22 protein-coding genes are annotated in these 19276 nt (G+C 28.6%); 8 read left to right on the top strand and 14 right to left on the bottom strand.

Annotated elements, in window-relative coordinates; genetic code table 11:
* Window positions 1–15: 15 nt before the first annotated feature.
* Window positions 16–450 (top strand): tetratricopeptide repeat protein, encoded by a 435-nt coding sequence (locus ACTTAT_RS02860; RefSeq protein ID WP_440679561.1) that lies wholly within the window; start codon window positions 16–18, stop codon window positions 448–450.
* Here ACTTAT_RS02860 and ACTTAT_RS02865 read toward each other — a convergent pair.
* Window positions 447–1154: a hypothetical protein gene (locus ACTTAT_RS02865; RefSeq protein WP_440679562.1), complete on the bottom strand. Its 708-nt coding sequence runs from the start codon at window positions 1152–1154 to the stop codon at window positions 447–449. The two genes, ACTTAT_RS02860 and ACTTAT_RS02865, sit on opposite strands and share 4 nt — an antisense overlap.
* A 54-nt stretch (window positions 1155–1208) precedes the next feature.
* On the opposite strand from ACTTAT_RS02865, the gene ACTTAT_RS02870 reads away from it, so the two are divergent.
* Entirely contained in the window at window positions 1209–2021 is an 813-nt protein-coding gene (locus ACTTAT_RS02870) for a TauD/TfdA dioxygenase family protein (protein WP_440679563.1), read from the top strand.
* Here the strand turns inward: ACTTAT_RS02870 and ACTTAT_RS02875 are convergent, their stop codons facing one another.
* From ACTTAT_RS02875 to ACTTAT_RS02895, 5 genes are all read right to left on the bottom strand, one after another.
* Complete coding sequence (locus ACTTAT_RS02875; protein WP_440679564.1) at window positions 2022–2714, bottom strand: SDR family NAD(P)-dependent oxidoreductase; 693 nt, start codon at window positions 2712–2714, stop codon at window positions 2022–2024. It lies immediately after the preceding gene.
* A gap of 49 nt (window positions 2715–2763) precedes the next feature.
* Window positions 2764–4062 carry an O-acetylhomoserine aminocarboxypropyltransferase/cysteine synthase family protein gene (locus ACTTAT_RS02880; protein ID WP_440679565.1) on the bottom strand — a complete coding sequence of 433 codons (1299 nt, stop codon included), beginning with the start codon at window positions 4060–4062 and terminating at the stop codon, window positions 2764–2766.
* Window positions 4063–4179: 117 nt separating this feature from the next.
* Window positions 4180–4365 carry a hypothetical protein gene (locus ACTTAT_RS02885; RefSeq protein WP_440679566.1) on the bottom strand — a complete coding sequence of 62 codons (186 nt, stop codon included), beginning with the start codon at window positions 4363–4365 and terminating at the stop codon, window positions 4180–4182.
* The gene (locus ACTTAT_RS02890; protein WP_440679567.1) at window positions 4362–5171 is read right to left on the bottom strand and encodes a uridine kinase; all 810 of its coding nucleotides are present in this window, start codon (window positions 5169–5171) and stop codon (window positions 4362–4364) included. Before ACTTAT_RS02890 ends, ACTTAT_RS02885 begins: the two co-directional genes overlap by 4 nt.
* Window positions 5168–5476, bottom strand: a complete 309-nt coding sequence (locus ACTTAT_RS02895; RefSeq protein WP_440679568.1) for a hypothetical protein — start codon at window positions 5474–5476, stop codon at window positions 5168–5170. The genes ACTTAT_RS02890 and ACTTAT_RS02895 overlap by 4 nt, the downstream gene beginning before the upstream one ends.
* 28 nt (window positions 5477–5504) lie before the next feature.
* Here ACTTAT_RS02895 and lhgO point away from each other — a divergent pair, with 28 nt between their 5' ends.
* Both lhgO and ACTTAT_RS02905 read left to right on the top strand, forming a co-directional pair.
* Window positions 5505–6698, top strand: a complete 1194-nt coding sequence (gene lhgO, locus ACTTAT_RS02900; protein ID WP_440679569.1) for an L-2-hydroxyglutarate oxidase — start codon at window positions 5505–5507, stop codon at window positions 6696–6698.
* Window positions 6698–7600: a histone deacetylase family protein gene (locus ACTTAT_RS02905; RefSeq protein ID WP_440679570.1), complete on the top strand. Its 903-nt coding sequence runs from the start codon at window positions 6698–6700 to the stop codon at window positions 7598–7600. The genes lhgO and ACTTAT_RS02905 overlap by 1 nt, the downstream gene beginning before the upstream one ends.
* On the opposite strand, the gene ACTTAT_RS02910 is transcribed toward ACTTAT_RS02905, so the two are convergent.
* The gene (locus ACTTAT_RS02910; RefSeq protein WP_440679571.1) at window positions 7597–8943 is read right to left on the bottom strand and encodes an FAD-dependent oxidoreductase; all 1347 of its coding nucleotides are present in this window, start codon (window positions 8941–8943) and stop codon (window positions 7597–7599) included. The genes ACTTAT_RS02905 and ACTTAT_RS02910 overlap by 4 nt on opposite strands.
* A gap of 41 nt (window positions 8944–8984) precedes the next feature.
* Here ACTTAT_RS02910 and ACTTAT_RS02915 point away from each other — a divergent pair, with 41 nt between their 5' ends.
* On the top strand, window positions 8985–9476 hold the full coding sequence (locus tag ACTTAT_RS02915) for a YajQ family cyclic di-GMP-binding protein (protein WP_440679572.1): 492 nt from the start codon (window positions 8985–8987) through the stop codon (window positions 9474–9476).
* A 133-nt stretch (window positions 9477–9609) separates the two neighbouring features.
* The gene (locus ACTTAT_RS02920) at window positions 9610–10383 is read left to right on the top strand and encodes a fumarylacetoacetate hydrolase (protein WP_440679573.1); all 774 of its coding nucleotides are present in this window, start codon (window positions 9610–9612) and stop codon (window positions 10381–10383) included.
* Here the strand turns inward: ACTTAT_RS02920 and ACTTAT_RS02925 are convergent, their stop codons facing one another.
* The 5 genes from ACTTAT_RS02925 to ACTTAT_RS02945 form a co-directional block, all read right to left on the bottom strand.
* Window positions 10384–11448 carry a hypothetical protein gene (locus ACTTAT_RS02925; protein WP_440679574.1) on the bottom strand — a complete coding sequence of 355 codons (1065 nt, stop codon included), beginning with the start codon at window positions 11446–11448 and terminating at the stop codon, window positions 10384–10386. It abuts the gene before it with no gap.
* Window positions 11441–12064, bottom strand: a complete 624-nt coding sequence (locus ACTTAT_RS02930; protein ID WP_440679575.1) for a DsbA family oxidoreductase — start codon at window positions 12062–12064, stop codon at window positions 11441–11443. The genes ACTTAT_RS02925 and ACTTAT_RS02930 overlap by 8 nt, the downstream gene beginning before the upstream one ends.
* Window positions 12065–12067: 3 nt before the next feature.
* The gene (locus ACTTAT_RS02935) at window positions 12068–12829 is read right to left on the bottom strand and encodes an HpcH/HpaI aldolase family protein (protein ID WP_440679576.1); all 762 of its coding nucleotides are present in this window, start codon (window positions 12827–12829) and stop codon (window positions 12068–12070) included.
* Between the two features lie 15 nt (window positions 12830–12844).
* Complete coding sequence (locus ACTTAT_RS02940; protein ID WP_440679577.1) at window positions 12845–13672, bottom strand: hypothetical protein; 828 nt, start codon at window positions 13670–13672, stop codon at window positions 12845–12847.
* Window positions 13673–13787: 115 nt separating this feature from the next.
* Complete coding sequence (locus ACTTAT_RS02945) at window positions 13788–14207, bottom strand: J domain-containing protein (protein WP_440679578.1); 420 nt, start codon at window positions 14205–14207, stop codon at window positions 13788–13790.
* A gap of 71 nt (window positions 14208–14278) precedes the next feature.
* Between ACTTAT_RS02945 and ACTTAT_RS02950 the strand changes: the two genes are divergently transcribed.
* Together ACTTAT_RS02950 and ACTTAT_RS02955 are read left to right on the top strand one after the other, a co-directional pair.
* The gene (locus ACTTAT_RS02950; protein ID WP_440679579.1) at window positions 14279–16351 is read left to right on the top strand and encodes a S9 family peptidase; all 2073 of its coding nucleotides are present in this window, start codon (window positions 14279–14281) and stop codon (window positions 16349–16351) included.
* A gap of 89 nt (window positions 16352–16440) precedes the next feature.
* The gene (locus tag ACTTAT_RS02955; RefSeq protein ID WP_009372995.1) at window positions 16441–16887 is read left to right on the top strand and encodes an Hsp20 family protein; all 447 of its coding nucleotides are present in this window, start codon (window positions 16441–16443) and stop codon (window positions 16885–16887) included.
* A 36-nt stretch (window positions 16888–16923) separates the two neighbouring features.
* Here ACTTAT_RS02955 and gshB read toward each other — a convergent pair whose 3' ends face one another.
* Entirely contained in the window at window positions 16924–17874 is a 951-nt protein-coding gene (gene gshB, locus ACTTAT_RS02960) for a glutathione synthase (RefSeq protein ID WP_440679580.1), read from the bottom strand.
* Window positions 17858–19186, bottom strand: a complete 1329-nt coding sequence (locus ACTTAT_RS02965) for a glutamate--cysteine ligase (RefSeq protein WP_440679581.1) — start codon at window positions 19184–19186, stop codon at window positions 17858–17860. Before ACTTAT_RS02965 ends, gshB begins: the two co-directional genes overlap by 17 nt.
* Between the last annotated feature and the right edge of the window lie 90 nt (window positions 19187–19276).

Below are 19276 nucleotides of genomic sequence, written 5' to 3' on the forward strand. Positions count from 1 at the left end.
TATATATGGGTGTTTATGAAAACTTTTTTAGTCCTTTTAGTGTCCTTTTTTTTATCACTCAACGCTTATGCCGCAGGAAGTGATGATGACAATACTGTTGTTAAACCAAGAGCGTATAAAAAAGCTGTAAAACTAATTAAAAAAGAAAATTATTCAGAAGCTGTAAAACTGTTAGAGGAAATTTTACAAAAAAATAAATATCAACAAGATCCTGATATCTTGAATGAATATGCCTTTGCTTTGAGAAAAAGTGGCGACCTTTCAAACGCTGAAATAAATTATAACAAAGCTTTAAAAATTGATCCAAACCACAAAGGAGCCCTAGAATACTTAGGAGAACTCTATGTCGATACAAAAAGAAAAGATAAAGCTAATTTAATTTTGGTAAAATTAGAAAATTGTAAGTGTGAGGAATATTCTGAGTTAAAATCTTATATTGCTAATAACTAGTTAGCTGCCTCTAGTAACCTTAACACACATTCACCAAATTTTTCTGTCTTTGGCTTAAAACCCAAATCCTCACATTGTTTTTTATATTTATCTAAATTTACATTTGAAGATTTACTTTTTTCTTTTTTTGGACGGTCTATATCTTTACCAACTTCTTTTAGAACTTTAGCAAACTCATACTTTGAAAAATTTATAAATTTTATAGAACATTTTTTTGTGTCAGAAATTTTTAATTCTTTACCGTCTTCTGTTTTTAAGTTCTTGACTTTAGTTTCATTGCAATGATCTAAAGCCATATTTATAAAAGTATCTTTTGGTAAATCTGTATCATCTACAATTTTAGGTTTTAAATAATTACATTTTTGTAAATTTAATGGACCGACGATCAAACCTTTTTTACCTACACATTTTGATTTTTTATCTCCAAAAAAATGGTGTTTGCTATTGTAGATATGTTGATTGACGGTTTCTTTTCCATTAACTGTCATTTTTTGTGACAATAACGCTAAATATTTAGGTTTTATTTCTAAATGCTCTTCAAGCTTAAACCAGTACGCTTTGGTTTTCGAATAATCGTCTGCGTATGCATCCTTTTTATTATATCCTAAATTTACTAATTCTTTGTAATCATCAGGTCCTAATCTCTTTTCCGCAAAGCTAGGAGAGGATAAAAATACTATAAAAATAAATATAATTCTAAACATCTGCTAATTTTTGTATCAATTGACTTTACATAGTCAACATAGTTAAATAATAACATGTACAATCATATTAAAGTTACTCCTAATAAAAATAACGTCGGCGCAATCATTGAAGCTGAATTGTCAAAATTTAATAATGACATTATAGAAGAAGTTAAAGATGCATTGGCTGAATACGGTGTAGTTTTTTTTAGAAATCAAAAATTAGACTCAGAAACTTATATTAAGTTTGCAAAACAATTTGGTCCTCTAGCTGAATATCCGATGCTTGAAGGTTTAGAAGGTCACCCTGAAATTACTGTTGTTGAAAAAAAACCAGATGAACAAATTATGTTTGGAGAAGGTTGGCATACAGATTCTACATATACAAAAGAGCCACCAAGATTTACGATGTTATATTCGATTAAAACTCCTGAAAAAGGTAAAGGAAATACTCTTTTTGCATCCCAATATAGAAGTTACGAAACTCTTGATGATAGCATGAAAGAAAAATTAAAAAATTTGAAAGCAGTTTTTAGCGCTGATGGTCCAATTTCAAAAACAAGAAATAATAGAGTAAAAGAAAAAGGAACAGGAATTGATCCAAAATCACTAAGCGCAATTCATAATATTGTTAAAGAAAATGAAAGAAATAAAAAAAAATCTCTTTATCTGTCACCAGGTCATGCAATTAAAATTTGCGATATTGATGATGAAGAGAGTAAAAAATTAATGAAAGAATTAGTTGAACATCAAACTAAAGATGAATTTATTTATGGTTTTGAATGGGAGCCAAATTGTTTAGCCTTATGGTCAAATTATTCAGTGCTTCACAATCCTGTAAATGATTTTAATGCACACCGTGTGATGCATAGAATTACTATTCAGTAATTACCAAGGTAACTCAGATCCATCCCAATTAAAAAACTTTCCAGTTTGAGATTGATCAACTGAATTAATAATTTTAACCAAGTGTTTTGCAGACTCTTCTGGTTCTTGAATCTTAAGATTAGTTTTTTGGAATGGTTGAGATAAATTTGATTTAACTGTTCCAGGATGAAGAGCTAAAAATATTGCCTGCTTATTTTTTACCTTCATTTCTATCGATGCTGTTTTTATCAGTTGATTTAAAGCTGCTTTTGAGGCGCGATAAGAATACCATCCACCAAAACCATTATCACTGATTGACCCAACTTTAGCTGACAAAGTTGCAAAAACTGATTTATTTTCACTATCAAGCAAAGGAACAAAATGCTTAATTAAAAGCGCTGGTCCAATTGAATTGATTAAAAAGTTTTTTTTTGCAAAATTAATATCGATACTTTTTAGAGTTTTTTCTGGCATTGAGTCATCATGATGGAGAATTCCTGTTGCATCAAATAAAATTGAAATTGGCTTATTTTTGTTTTTTATAAACTCTGTAGTTTTTATGATTGTATTTTCATCATTAAAATCGATTGAGGGATTAGTTTTGGTTCCGATTTTTAAAACTTCCTCAAACCCAAGTTTTTCTAATTCATTTGCAATAGCATTTCCTATTGCTCCTGTTCCACCAACAATAACTGCTAAATTTTCTATATTCATAAAAAAAAGGCCGTAATTAATATTACGGCCTTTTTAAAATTAATCAAACTTATGCGTTTAATGCTTGATCTAAATCAGCAATGATATCATCTGGATGCTCAATACCAATTGACAATCTTACATAACCTGGCGTTACACCAGCTTTAAGCATATCTGCTTCACTTAACTGCGAGTGAGTTGTACTTGCTGGGTGAATAGCAAGAGATCTTGCATCACCAATATTTGCAACATGGTAAAGCATTTTTAAATTATCAATGAATTTTTTACCTGCTTCTAATCCACCTTTAAGCTCGATACCCATTAAAGCACCATTTCCACCTTTGAAGTATCTTTTCGCTCTATCTCCTATTTCACCTTCGTGAAGAGATGAGTAAATTACTTTATCGACTTTAGAGTGTTTTAATAAAAAGTCTTTTACCTTTTCAGCATTAGAACAATGTTGCTTCATTCTTAAAGCTACTGTTTCTAATCCTTGAATGATTTGAAAAGAGTTAAAAGGACTGATTGCAGAACCAAGATCCCTTAATAAAACAACTCTTGCTCTGATAATAAAAGGAATATTAGCGCCAGTTAATTGTGGAACTGCATCTCCCCAAACTGCACCATGATAAGATGCATCAGGTTGCCAAATATTTGGTTGTCTATCTTTATTAACAGACCAATCAAATTGACCTGAGTCTACAATAATTCCACCAATACTATTTCCATGTCCTCCAATAAACTTAGTAAGTGAATGCATAACAATTGCTGCTCCGTGTTCAATTGGCTTGCAAATTACGGGGCAAGATGTGTTATCCATAACTAGAGGAATACCAAGTGGCTTTCCAATATCTGCAACTTCCTTGATTGGAAAAACTCTTAAAGATGGGTTTGGAAGAGTTTCTGCATAAAACAATCTTGTTTTATCATCAACTGCTTTTTTAAAATTTTCTGGATCAGCTGGATCTGCATAACGAACTTCAATGCCCATAGCTTTTAAAGTATTGTTAAATAAGTTTACTGTTCCACCATATAAATCAGTTGAAGCAACTACGTTATCACCTGCATTACATAAATTCTGAATTACAAATGCAGACGCTGCTTGACCTGAACTTACGCATAAGCCAGCAACTCCACCTTCTAATGCAGCTACTCTTTCCTCCAACACATTATTGGTTGGATTCATAATTCTTGTATAAATGTTACCAAACTCTTTTAGACCAAATAAATTTGCAGCATGTTCTGCAGAATTAAACTGAAATGAAGTTGTTTGGTGAATTGGAACTGCTACAGAAGTTTGACTTTCGTCTCTTCTAAAAGTTCCTCCATGAAGACCTATCGTCTCTGGATTTTTGCTTTCTGTTGTCATTGTTTCTCCTTAGTTATTCATTTTAGTCAAAATGATTATCTAAGCTTTTGGGTAGTACGCTTTAGCTGTATCTTAGTCCGCAAGCTGTCTCAAATCGACATCGAGTTTGTATATTTTTTATGAATTTGAATCAAGTAGTTGTTTAATTTTTTTTCTAAATTTCTCGTCTACTGTAAAATAATGACCCTGCTCTTCATGGAGAGATTCACCTGTAGAGTGATATTTTTTTAAATGCTGATAGAAAGTTTTTATATCTACCTCAATTTCATTTTGGCTATCATCTAAAATTTTTACTTTTTTCATTTCAATATTTTATACCTTCCAAAATTATGTCTAGAGTCTATTGGAATAAAACTATTAAAACATTTTTTATAATCTTTTAATAAATCTATCGTAATTCTTTGATAGAAACTTATAAATTTCTTAAGTTGATTATTATTCATCCTCAATTTTTTTGGAATTTGTTGCTCTTGTTTTTTTCTCCAATAAAAAACTTGATTAAATGAAGGGATTTTTAAAAAGATTGAAAAATCAGATTTTTTATAAATTAAAGATGCGTATTTCTTGCTCACCTGATTCACATGATTTCTCCATTTCAAATTTTTGTCTAATAATCTTTCCATTTGATTTACAGGTTTTTTTAATCTTGAGATAGAACTCCCCTGATAACCGACACACCATCCTTCTAAAATAAAAACATCATATGGAAAATTTAGATTTATAAATTTTGATTTTAAAATATCATCATGCCCTTTAGAGAATAACGGTAATTTAAATTTATTTTTTTTCTTAGATTTAAATTTTTTTAGAACTTCTTTTAATAATTTAAGATTATGAGTACCTGGTACACCTCTAGTTAAAAATAGATTTGAAATTTTATTAGATAAATTTTTCCTATCTTTTTTGGCTAAATAAAAATTATCAATGGATAAGACAAGCACCTTAAGCTTATTTTTTTGTAGCTCACTTTTTACATGAGATGAAAATGTAGTTTTGCCTGACCCTTGAGGGCCAGAGATTAAACAAAAAATATTTTTTCTTTTCTTTCTTAAATCAATAATTTTATCGGTAACTTCTTTAACCGTATTTAAATAGGATTTGTTGATCACTTATTAATACAATTTTGGCTGTCGAATTTTTCAACAATATCTTTTTTTGGATTAATATAGAATCTTCTCTCGCAAGTTATGATTAACTGGCTTTTTTTATAAACATAAATTTTATAAGGAGAATTAAAAATAATATTAGTAGGCTCGCCTAGTCGCTCTTTTAATGATGAGCTCTTTTTCCCAAGATATTGTTCGAGTATAAATTTTTCTTTTTCTTGAGATTTAGAGATTTCTTTATCAACGTAAGCACATTGGGTAGTAAAGAATATTAACGTGAGTATTGTTAATTTTTTAAAAATATTCATAACCTTATTTTATATTTTTTAAAAACAAATGAAATACGATTTTGCGATTATTGGTAGTGGAATAATTGGGTTAACACTTGCTTTTAAATTAAAACAAAAATTTAATAACTCTAAAATTGTTATTTTCGAAAAAGAACCAAATTCCATCTCTCATGGCTCAGGTAGAAATAGCGGCGTTCTTCACAGTGGAATTTATTATGAACCAGGATCTTTGAGAGCAAATCTTTGTGTGACGGGTGTGAAAGAACTTAAAGAATATATTAAATCTGAAAATCTTTGGATTAATGAGTGTGGCAAGTTACTACTTCCAACTTCAGAATACTCTTATTCAAATTTAGAAAATTTATTTAATCGAGCCAAAAAAAATGGTGTTGAAATTAATAAAATTAAAAATGAAGAGATAAAACGAATAGAGCCCAATACGAATTGTCAGTTTGAATATGGTTTGCATGTGCCATTTACCTCTGTTGCAGATCCTAAAGAAGTTTCAAGATCATTGATTGAAAATTTAAAAAAAATGAATGTTGAAATTAATTATAATTCTAAGATTTTAAAAATTAGTGAACAAAAACTATTTACTCAAAATTACACTATTGAAGCTGGACATATTTTTAATTGCGCCGGTTTATTTGCAGATGAAATCGCTAAAAACTCTAACCTAGAATTTCGTTACAGCTTTTTACCTTTTAAAGGAAAATATTGGAAAATTACAAACAAAAGTTTTAAACTTAATCATTTAGTTTATCCCATTCCAGATCTTAGGTATCCTTTTTTAGGTTTGCATTCTTCACATAATCGACAGGGAGATTTTTATATTGGGCCAAGCTCAACGCCAGTATTTGGGCGTGAACAATATAATGGAATTTTAGGAGATAATCTTAAAGAAAGTATTAGTTTAATTTTTAACTTTAGTAAAAAAATTATCTTTAATGAAAACAAACTTCGCACTTTAGCATTACAAGAATTATCCTTGTTAACAAAGCGTGGTTTTTTTAATCAAATAAAAAAAATGTTTAATAATATTAATCCAGATGATCTTGAATTATCTGATCAAAAAGTAGGTATACGCTCTCAAATCTTCGATCCTCAAAGTAAAAATCTTGTTAATGATTTTGTTGTTATTAATCAAAAAAATACAACTCATGTACTTAATGCTATAAGTCCTGCTTGGTCAGCTTCTTTTGCCTTTGCAGACCATTTAATAAATGAAGCAGCATTATAATGATACCAATTATAAATCACCCTGATTATGTTGCTCAAATAGGAGATGATCATCGTTTTCCAATTAAAAAATTTGGTGAATTAATAAAATTACTTAGAAAAAAAAATATAGCGACAAAGTATAATACTTTTGAGCCTGATGAAGTTTCAGTAACAACTCTATTAAATGTTCATACTGAGGAATATATTAATAAAATTAACAATTTATCATTAGATAAAGATGAAATAAGAAAACTTGGTTTTCCATTAGTTAAAAGTGTCAGAAGAAGATCTTTTGTTGCAACAGGCGGTACCGTTCTGGCTTCAAAACTTGCGGTAAAACATAAGCTAGCGTGCAATACTGCGGGTGGCTCTCATCATGCATTTTCAAATCAGGGTAACGGTTATTGTGTTTTTAATGATGTTGCTGTTGCTACTAGTTATTTAAAAAAAAAATATAAATATAAAAAAATTTTAATTTTAGATTTGGATGTGCACCAAGGAGATGGGACTGCTAAAATTTTCGAAAGTGATGACAGTGTTTTCACTGTGAGTATTCATTCTAAAAAAAATTATCCATCAAAAAAACAAAAAAGCAATATAGATATTGAGCTTGAAGATGGAATTAAAGATGAAGAATACCTTAATGTTGTGAACCAATTACTTCAAAAAATTGGAGACATTCAATTTGATTTTGTTTTTTACGTCGCTGGAGTAGATGTTCATTTTGAAGATAGATTGGGTAAATTAAATATTACTGAAACTGGAATAAGAAATAGAGAAGAATTAGTCATTAATAATTTTTTTAAAAGAAATATACCTTTATGCGGTGTCCTTGGAGGAGGGTATAACCATAATTTCGAGCAATTAGTTAATTTGCACTCCATTCTTCATGAGACTTGCAAAAAAATTTTGGAAAATTAAAAAATTGTAACTAATTCCTCAGATGATGTAGGGTGAACAGGGACAGTCTGTCTTAGATCATTAAGATACAATCCTTTTTGAAAGGCAATTGCCAATGATTGAATAATTTCAGCTGCACTCTCTCCAATATAAATTAAACCTAAAACTTTTTCTGATCTTGGATCATACATAACCTTTATAAATACTTTGCTTTTTTTATTTTTCATAAAAGAGTACTTGAGAGGACCAAACTCAGTAGTTAATATTTTATACTTTTTCTTGAGTTTAATAAGATCATTTTCCCCATATCCAATTGATCCGACTTCTGGCTGGGTAAAGATTGCAGATGCGACTTTATTATAATCTAATGTTAATTGAGGTTTTTTGCCCCTAATATGATCAAATAAAATCATTGCCTCTCTAATAGCAACTGGTGTTAAATTTTTTCGATTAGTCACATCGCCAATAGCATAAATAGACTGGTCGTTTGATCTTGAGTTATTATTAACTTTAATTGCTCTTTTTTTATCTAATTTAATTTTTGTATTTTCTAAATTAAGACTATCTATATTTGCCGATCTTCCGATTGCATAAATTAATAAATTTGTTTTGATTGTTTTTTTATTAGTAACAATATTGATTTTTGTTCCGGATTTTTTAATCTCTTTTAATGAAGTTTCGTTAAAAACTTTTATTCCTTTTTTTACAGCATACTCTAAAATACGTTTTCCAATATCTGGATCAAATTCATTAAGAACTGTCTTTTTTCTTATAATTAAATTGACTCCATAATTTAAATTTTTCAACAAAAACGCAAATTCTAATGCAATATAACCACTGCCAACTATTGATATATTTTTTGGTAATTTTTTTAATTCAAAAAATTGATCTGAACTTATACCAATTTTTGATCCTGGGATATTTGGATAATTTGGTTTTGAACCTGTGGCTACTATTATTTTTTTAGCACTAATAATTTTTTTACCTCTTTTTAACAGAATTTTTTTTGACGATAAAAATGACCCATGATCTTGGATTATTTCAACACCAGCTTTTTTTAAATTTTTAATATAAATTTTATTTAATCTTGAGATTTCTTTATTTTTATTTTTTACTAAAGTTTTCCAACTATGATTTGATTTTCCAACACTCCAACCATAAGTCTTGGCATCAATTACCTGGTCGATAAAGTTAGAAGCATAAACATATAATTTTTTAGGTACACATCCTCTTATTACGCAAGTGCCTCCAACACGACTGTTTTCCAAAATGCAAACTTTTTTACCAGTGCCAGCCATTAATCTTGCAAAACGCACGCCTCCAGAACCAGCGCCAATAACAATGAAATCGTACTGTTTTTTCATAATGTATTTTTTTATATAATTATATTATGTTATAAGTCCATATGCCTTCATTTGATGTCATTAGCAAAGTAAATCAACAAGAATTAACAAATGCGATTTCAAATTGTAATCGTGAAATATCAACACGTTTTGATTTTAAAGGCCTACATATTGTCATTGAAGCAAACCAAAAAGAAAACACGATAACTGTAGTTGCTCCTGATGATTTAAAATTAAAACAAGTTAATGATTTACTAAAAGGTCATTTAGTTAAAAGAAAAATTGATCCAAGAATTTTTGATATTCAAACAGCTGTTGAAGCATCAGGGTCATCAAAAAGACAGATTATAAAGATTAAAGAGGGAATATCACAAGAAGCTGCTAAAAAAATTATTGCGGAAATTAAAAAAACTAAAATCAAAGTTCAGGTCAAAATACAAGGTGACGAACTACGTGCAGATGGCAAAAAGAAGGATGATCTTCAAGAAGTAATGCAATTTATAAAAAGTATTGATATTGGACAACCTGTCGAATTTACTAATTTTAGAGATTAATGAGTAAACGTTACTCTGGAAAATCAAGAAAAGATAAAAAATTTAATAAGAGAGCTAAACTAAGTAAAAAGGGGAAATCTAAATTAAAAAAGTAATTGATTTAAATTTTAATCAAGCTTAAACATACCACCCAATGCAAAAAGAATTAGCAACACTGTCTAAAAAATTAGCAAAAGCCTTTAATACTAATTCGCTTATAGCCCCTTTACCTTCTAAGTTTTGCAAAAATACAAAAAATGCAAATTTATTAAGAGTTGCGTCGGAGAAATTGATTAAAAGTCCAGTCATTGGTTTCAAGGCAGGTGGTACTGGAAAAGCAATGCTAAAAAAATGGAAAGAAAAAGAACCTTTTTATGCTTCTATTTTTAAAAAAAATCTTGTTAAAACTAATTCTAAAGTAAAGCTTTCAAAAAACACTTTTGGAATTGAACTTGAAGTATTTTATTTTCTAAAAAAGAATGTTTTAGAGTCAAAATCAAAAATTACAGAAAAAAATATTGGGCGTTATATTGACGGTATGGGACCGTGCATTGAGCTTGTTGGATATAGACAAAGAAAAAAAGGTGTGTCTTGTCTTGGAGATTTGACTGCTGACTTTGGTTGTAATGTAAAATTTATTATTGGAAAAAAGCAAAAATATAAAAAATTAAAATTTAATAATTTGCCAACTACCCTTTTTAATAAAAAAAGTGGTCAAACAGTTAATGGAAATACAAAAGCAGTTTACGATAGCCCATTAAAATCACTAGTTTGGTTAGTTAATCGCGCAAGAAAAGACAAAGTCACTATAAATAAAAATTTCTATGTATTTACCGGTTCAACAGTTGGTGTTGTTCCGATACTTAAAAAAGGTTTATTTGAAGGCCAAATTAAATCTTTAGGAACTGTAAAAACAACAGTTCAATAATTATTTTTTTAATTTTCTCTCTTTATCAAACATAATCGCCAAACGATCTATAATATAATCGGAAGCTTCAAAAATATCTTTGGGCTGAAAGTTTTTAGCATTTCCAATATCAGTCTTATCATCTAGACAGATAGGATTTTTTAGACGTTGAGTTACATCCTCTCCTTCGACGTATAATAATATTAAATAATCTTTATCTGTGGGTGCATCATCATTTCGAATTAAACATTCTCCGCTCTCTGAAATATTATCTATGAATCTTAAAGGTGATCTTTTTTTGGTAATATATCTTTTGTTAATCTGAAAAACGATTGATTTCATGTTTCTTGAAAATCTTTCTAAACGTTCGACTAATTTTTGTTTGAGTGCGTTTTCAGCTTTCTCAGCTTCTAAAATTGCCCTTGCTTCCTCTCTACTTTTCCTTCTAACTTCTAATTCTTCAAGTTGTTTTTCCCTTATTTTTTGGCGATATTCTTGATATCTTTGGCGTATTACGGCAAATCGATCTCCAACTTTCCATAAATGATCTTTAAGTTGATAAATTTTCTTTCGCTCTTCGAGCTTTATATCTTTGACAAGTTGTAGTCTAAATTTTTCACGATCTCGTTCCTTTTTTTCAAAAAATTTTTGCTCTTGTTTCAAAAGCCTTTCAAGATTTTGAATATCTCTTTTTGTTTGTTTGATTTTTAATTTTTCTAAATAAATAAGAAATTTTATTTTGAGGCGTCTAAAATATTCATAAACTTTTTCTTTTAATTTTTCGAGAAAAGATGGTTTTTGAATAGTCTTTATTTTTTTAATTTTTTTCTTTTTGGATTTTTTTTTCTTAAGTTTTTTTTTCTTGAGTTTAAATATTTTTTTAAACCTTTTTTGCTTTTTAAGTTTATTTTTTTTTAGTTTCTTTTTTGTTTTTAAACTTGATTTTAGGGATTTTTTTTTCTTTTTTAAATTTTTTTTCTTTCTAATTTTGGATGTTTTTTTTTTAATCTTTTTTTTCTTTTTTATTTTTAAAGGTTTTTTTTTAACCTTCGTTTTTCTTTTTTTAATTTTTTTCTTTTTAGCCATTAGATTTTTTTATTGCTTCAATTAAATGATCAACTGATTGAGCACCAGAAATAGATAATTGATCATTAAAAACATAAAATGGAACACCTGTAATTCCCATTTCTTTTGCTACATCATCCATTTTACTAATTTTTTTAAAATTCTCTTCTTTGTTTAAATATTCTTTAACTTTATCAACGGGCAATTTATTTTTTTTTGCAATAGACACTAAAATTTCCTCATCGCCTATATCTTTTGCTTTGGCAAAATAATTTTCGAACAAATCAGTAATAACATCGTTTTCAACTTTATACTTTCTAGCAAAATCTACCAATAAATGTGATTTAACTGTATTTGGAGTTCTTTGTATTTTGTCTAACTTAATTTGTAGATTTTCTTGCTCACCTTGCATAATCATATTGTCATACATAGGTTTTGCATTTTCAATACTTCCAAATTTTGATTTAATATAATCAATACGATCCATTCCATCCTTTGGCATTGATGGATTTAATTGAAAAGGCAAATTCATAACAATAGACTGTGATAAATTAAGTTGTTCTATTGCTTGGTTTAATCTCTCTTTGCCAATATAACACCAGCCGCAAATGGTGTCGGAAAACATTTTAATTTGCATGAATTATTTAAATTCTTTTAATAAATTTTCTGCGCTTCTAGCAAAAAGATTAGTATCACTATTAATTGCTACAAAAGTATATCCAGCTTCAACATATTTTTTAGCATAATCTTTTTTTCCAGTTAATATACCGGCAGGTTTTCCAGCTTTAGTAGCTAGTTCTAAACCTTCGTAAATAAGATCCTGAACTTCTTGGTCTTCAAATTGGCCGATTTTTCCTATTGAACCAGATAAATCACTTGGTCCAATAAAAATTCCATCTATTCCATCAACTTTTGCAATTTCAGGAATATTTTTTATTGCTTCTTTCGTTTCGCATTGAATTAAAACACAGATTTCTTTTTCTGCCTCCAGATAATAATTTTCAACATGACCATATCGATTCATCCGAGCTGCTGACATTATCCCTCTTATTCCTTTTGGTGGATATCTTGTAGCCTCAACAGCAACTTTTGCTTCCTCAACATTTTGCACAAATGGATAAAGAATAGTTTGAGCGCCCATATCTAAAATTCTTTTAACCATAATAGGCTCGTTCCACGGGACTCTTACAACAGGCTCAGTGTCATATCCTTCCATAACTTGGAGTTGAGTTAATACTTCTTGAATATCATTTGGTGAATGTTCCATATCAATTACAGACCAATCAAAACCAGTAACAGAGATAATTTCAGCAATAGTATTATTTGTTAAACAACTCCAAATTCCAATTTGCTTATTTTTTTTTGAAATGTGTTCTTTAAATTTATTTTTTTTGATTTTCATTATAGCTTGTTATCTTCATTTAAGAAGTTTATCAAATTTTTTTAATAAATCATCTTTGTTTCCTTTTAAAAGATCATTTAAAATATTTTTCTTATCTCCTTTTTGATTTGGAGCTCCTTGACCTCCTAAAATATTTTTATTTAAAATATCTTTTAATTTACTTTCAAATTTTTGTTTTATTTTTTGTTTAAGAACATCGTTTTGAACCTTGGAGACAACATTTGTTAAAATCATAGCTACAACATCTTTGAAATGATTAGCATTTTTAGTGTTACCAACATTTAAAAACTCCATATTGCTTAATCTTGTATTTGTATTAATCTTCAAATCTTCTGAAATCACTTGCGCATATGCATTTTTAAAAACTAATTTCTTTATAAGAAAATTTTTATCTTTCTCTTTTGCAGGATAAATTTTATCATTCTTACTGCTTTTCCCTTGACCACTTCTTTCTTGCTTTAATGCTTGGTTGATTAAAGAGAGGTTATCTACAATTTGACCATTTCTTATCAAAACTTTGTATTGGAAATTAATCCCATTTAAATCGACTAGTTTAATTTCTACAGTATCACTAATGACAGATTTTAAATTAGTAATTATTTTAACATCTTTGATCTTTAATAAATCACCAGGAAACCCGTCATTATTTTTGATAGTAATATTTTTTAAAGTTACTTGTTCTTTTAAAAAATCTATTTTTAAATTGTCTATTTTGACTTCCCTCTCGGCTGCCTTGGTTGCTTCATTTTCTATGATATTTTTTGCAATATCATCAGCTTTAAACTCTGCAAAAAAATAAACTCCACCTACAATTAAAGTGATAAAAATTATAAAAAATCTCATATTAGATATAGCGCCAGACTAATAATAATAATTATAGGTAAAACAAGAATAAAACCTATAATTTTGTTTTTAACAAAAAAATAATCCAAAACTCCAAGTAAAATTTTTAGTGTTTTCATTTATGTATTTCTAAAAGTATATCTCTTGCGCGGTTAATTTTACTAGCTAATTCATTATCTCCTGCCTTATCTGGATGCGCCTCTTTTATTTTAGTTTTGTGAGCATTAATTATCTCTTGTCTTGAGCAATTTCTTTCTAACCCTAAGATTTTGTAAGCATCATTCACTTCGCTTATTGAAGAGGTAAATGTTCCATTTGATCTCATTCTTCTAACCTTTAAAATTGCAGAGATAAAACGGTAAAGATAAATAATATTAACAAAGTTAAACATACTTCTTTTGAGTGCAGTTCCTATAACAGCAAAGAAAGGTAGTGAAAGTAAATACCTACCAGCTAAAAATAATAAAATAATTGCAGTAACTGAAAGAATTATAATCCCAAATTTAAACATTCCAGAAAATGTTTTTTTATCCATATTGGAAATTAGCCAAAGAACACCATATAAGATAAGAAATATTATTAAGCTTAAAACAACAAGATTCATTTATGAAATTAGTACCCAAATTAAGAAAAGAAAAAAAGGTGATAAATATTCACGGTGAAGAACTGGTTGATGATTATGCCTGGATTAAGCAACAAGATTGGCAAACTGTTCTAAAAAATCCATCAAAATTAAATAAAGAAGTTTTAAAATATATTGAAGATGAAAATAACTATAAATCTGAGCAACTTAAAGATTTAACGGATCTAAAAAAAAAAATTTTTAATGAACTTAAAGGAAGAATAAAAGATAAAGACTCATCTGTTCCTGTTAAAGACGGAAAATTTAGTTATTATAGCAAATATTTAGAAGATGCTGAGTATCCTCAATTTTTAAGGATAAATAATCTAGATAATAAAGAAGAAATTATCTTAGATGCAAATCAAAAATCAAAAGATTTTAAATTCTTTAATCTAAGTTCTGTTAGTCATAGTCATGACCATAAATACTTAGCCTATAATGTAGATACAAATGGAAGCGAACATTATGATTTAACTATTGAAGAGATTTTAACGCAAAAAATTATCACCAAAAAAATTGAAAATACAACTGGTGAAATTATTTGGCACCCAAACAATAAAATAATTTTTTATACTGTTTTAGATAATAATCACCGACCAAACAAAATTTTTGCTCATAAAATAGGTTCAAACCCTGCGAATGATGAATTGATTTATGAAGAAAAAGATGCAGCATATTTTTGCTATCCTTCATTAAGCCAAAGCAAAGATTATCTTCTAATAAGAACAGGTGATCACCAAACTTCTGAATATTGGTTTAGTCAAATCAATGATTATAAAAACATTCAATGCTTTAAGAAAAGAACAGATAGAGAAGAATATGAGATTGATCATGCAAATGATATTTTTTACATTCTTAATAACCTTGACGGATGCAAAAACTTTAAAGTCTCAACCGCGGAGCCTAGTAATATTAATGATTGGAAAGATTATATTAAATATAATCCTAACCATTTATTGCTTGATTTCACAGTTCTTAAAAAATGGTTCATCTTGTTTCAAAGAGTAGATGGTCTAAATCAAATTTTAATTAAAAATTTAGAAAATTCAGAAGAACACTTAATTAAATTTGATGATGAAACTTACGAACTTTCCCTTTCTGGGCAATATGAGTTTGATACAGATTTAATTAGAATTTCTTATAGCTCACCAATTACACCAGGAACGGTCTATGATTATAACTGTAGAGAAAAGAAAAAAATTCTTAGAAAAACTCAAGAAATTCCATCGGGGTATGAAAAAAATAACTATATCTGCAAAAGAGTATTGGTAGATTCTCATGATAAGGAACAAATTCCTCTTACTATTTTTTACCATAAAAACACGCCTTTAAATGGTGAAGCGCCATTGCTTTTGTATGGATATGGAAGCTACGGAATTACTATTCCAGATAGTTTTTCTTCAAATAGATTTTCTCTAATCGATAGAGGTTTTATTTACGCTATCGCTCATATCAGAGGAGGGCGCGAAAAAGGTCAAGAATGGTACGAGAATGGCAAGTTAATGAATAAAAAAAATACATTCTTAGATTTTATATCATGTGCAGAATATCTTTGTGACAACCAATATACTTCGAAAGGAAAAATTATTGCGCAAGGTGGTTCAGCAGGTGGCTTATTGATGGGTTATATTTCTAATGAAAGACCTGATCTTTTTCTAGGTATAATAGCTCAAGTTCCATTTGTAGATATTTGCAATACCATGCTTGATGAAGATCTGCCTTTAACAGTAACAGAAATTCCTGAGTGGGGTGATTTAAAAAATAACAAGCAAGCTTATAAATATATAAAAAGTTATTCGCCTTATGATAATGTTAAAAAACAAAACTATCCTAACATGCTCATTACCGGTGGGATCACTGACCCAAGAGTAACCTATTGGGAAATGACAAAATGGATTGCAAAGTTGAGAGAGTATAAAACGGATAAGAATTTAATTATGTTAGATATGAATATGGATGCAGGTCATAGTGGCGCAAGTGGAAGATATGATTATTTAAATGAAGTTGCACTTGCATATATTTTTGCTTTAAAAATTTCTAATAAAACCGCATCTTGAAAAAATAAAAATCGTTCCCATATAATATTTATAGGTCGCTTAATGTTAGGGCCTATAAAAAAAGTACTTGCTTAACAAAGGAGGAAAAAATGAGTAATGCTTTATCTATATTTAATCAACTAAGACCTGTTACTGTAGGTTATGATAATATTTTCGATCATTTTGAAAAAATGTTTGAAGATGATTTTTTTAAGACACCTTCAGTAAACTATCCGCCATACAACATCGTAAAAACTGGTGAAAACCAATACAATGTTGAAGTGGCATTAGCAGGTTATAATAAAAAGGATATCGCCATCGAATATGCTGATAACCTTTTAACAATCAAATCTGTTAAAAAAGATAGTTCAGAAACTAAAGATGAAAACGGTAATGTTATTCATCAAGGTATTTCTAAAAGATACTTTAGTAAATCTTTTACAATTGCTGATGACACTGAAGTGAAAGGCGCTGAACTAAAAGATGGTCTTTTAAAAGTTTCTTTGGAAAGAATTATTCCAGAAGCTAAAAAACCAAGACAAATTGAAATACAATAAATAATATAGGTAGAGGCGACATCAGTCGCCTCTAGACTATTTCTTAATTTTCTTTTCTAATTTATCCCAAAATATTTTTTCTAATCTTGTATTATCTAGCCGGTTAATTTCTTGCATCCCGGTTGGAGAAGTGACATTTATTTCTGTTAAATAATTACCAATGGCATCTATACCTGTAAAAAAAAGACCTTTTTTCTTCAAATATGGTTTTAGCTTTGAACAAATTTTTCTATCTTTAAAAACTAATCCTGATCTTTGTGCAGATCCACCTGCATGAAAGTTAGCTTTAATACTTCCCTTTTTTGGTATCCTTGCGACTGAGCCAACATATTCCCCATCTATCAATATAATTCTTCTATCGCCTTGACTAATCTCTTTTATAAATTTTTGAGCAATAATTGCCCCTTTATATTTTTTAATCATTCTTTGGATAATTGTTTTATTTTTTAATGAACCTTTGGTTACTTTTTCAACACCTTCTCCGCCATTACCATAAAGAGGTTTAAGAATAGTAAATTTATATTTTTTAATAAAATTTTGAATTTCAGTTAAATCCTCTGAGATTAATGTATCAGGAATTAAATTTTTAAAATTAAACATTGATAATTTTTCAGGATTATTCCTAATCTCAGTTGGATTATTCACTACTAAAACTTTTTGGCTTAGCATTTCTAAAAAATAAGTTGCAGTTATGTATTCCATATTAAATGGAGGATCTTGCCTGACCAAAACACAATGGAACTGATTTAAATTAATTGAAATTTTTTTTTGTTTCTTAAAAAATTTTTTGCCTTGATTAATAATTTTAAAATAACATCCCTTTGCAATAATGGTATTATTTTTTAAAGAAATATCTTTTGGTGAATAATGAAATAATTGATACCCTCTTCTTTGCGCTTCTTGAGCAATAACAAAAGTACTATCTTCCTTTGGATTTATTTTTTCCAAAGGATCCATTTGAATCGCAATCTTAAAATGCTTTTTCATCAAAAATTAAATCTAGATTATTTTTATATTTTTTTTCAAATTCTTCGATTAATATATTTGAGAGATTTTTTTTATTTTCTACAAAGCCAAAAAGTTCTTTTAAAAAGATGCTTTCGTCATCATTATTAGAATTAAGCTTTTTCCTATTTTGCAAACCTTTTTGTGACAATTCTAAAAATGATTTGGCATATTGTAAAATCGATTTACCATATAGCTCTGCTTCAAAACCTTTTTTTCCAGCATCTAAATATGCTTGGTTTACATCTTTAAATTTCCATTCTTTACAAATCTCAAAGCATTCGTCTAAAATATTTTGATCATACAAAATACCTGTCCAAAAAGCTGGGATAGAGCAAATTCCAGACCATGAACAAGAGTCTGCTGGTCTTATTTCTAAATATTGTTTAACCCTTACTTCTGTAAATATTGTAGATAAATGGTTGGCCCAGTCATCTAGATTTGCTTCCTCATGATTTATCTCTTTTAATTTACCATTTATAAAATCTTTAAAGTTTTTTCCTGAAACATCTATGACATCATCATTTCTATTCACAAAATACATTGGTACATTTAATGCATAGTCACAATATTGTTCATATGAGTTTTCTTTATCAAAAAAAAATGGGATCAATCCAGATCTATTATCATCTGTGTGTTGCCAAATGTTTGTACGATAACCAATAAAACCATTTAGATTTCCTTCTAGAATTGGAGAATTTGAAAACAATGATACTGCAACTGGTACAAGGCAACTTGCAACTTTAGTTTTTTTTCTAAAATCATCTTCAGACGAAAAATCAAAGTTTACCTGTGTAGCTGCTGTTCTGTGCATCATATCTAAGCCAAGTGTACCAACTTTTGGCATATAATCTCTCATGATGGAGTAACGTTTTTTTTTAAGCTTATGAATTTCGTTTATTTTAGCATTTGGGATAAAACCTATTCCAATAATTCCTAAGCCAAGTTTAGCACAAGCTTGCTTTAATTCTTTTAAATATAAATTAACTTCTCTACAGGTATCATGAATTGTACCACATGGTGCCCCGGATAATTCTATTTGTAAACCAGGTTCAAGTGTAATTGATAAATTTTCTTTTTTTAATCCAATTATATTTTCTTTTTCTTTTATCTCTGTCCACTGATTTTCTTTTAAAATATTAAAAATTCCAACCATGCCATTTTCTGAAAAATCTACTGGTTTTTTTGTTTTAATATCAAAGAGAAATTTTTCGTGTTCAGTGCCAATTTTAAAAGCGCTAGATTTTTTTTCACCCTGTTTGAAATAATTTATTAGATTTTCTTTTGATAACATCTGTTTTTTACAATCTACTCTAGAAATTTTTCAATAGATACACAAAAAAAATCCACATTTAAAATTTTAAAAACTAAAAAAAACATCAAA

The sequence above is a fragment of the Candidatus Pelagibacter sp. HIMB1517 genome (assembly GCF_052047895.1).
Lineage (GTDB): Bacteria > Pseudomonadota > Alphaproteobacteria > Pelagibacterales > Pelagibacteraceae > HIMB114.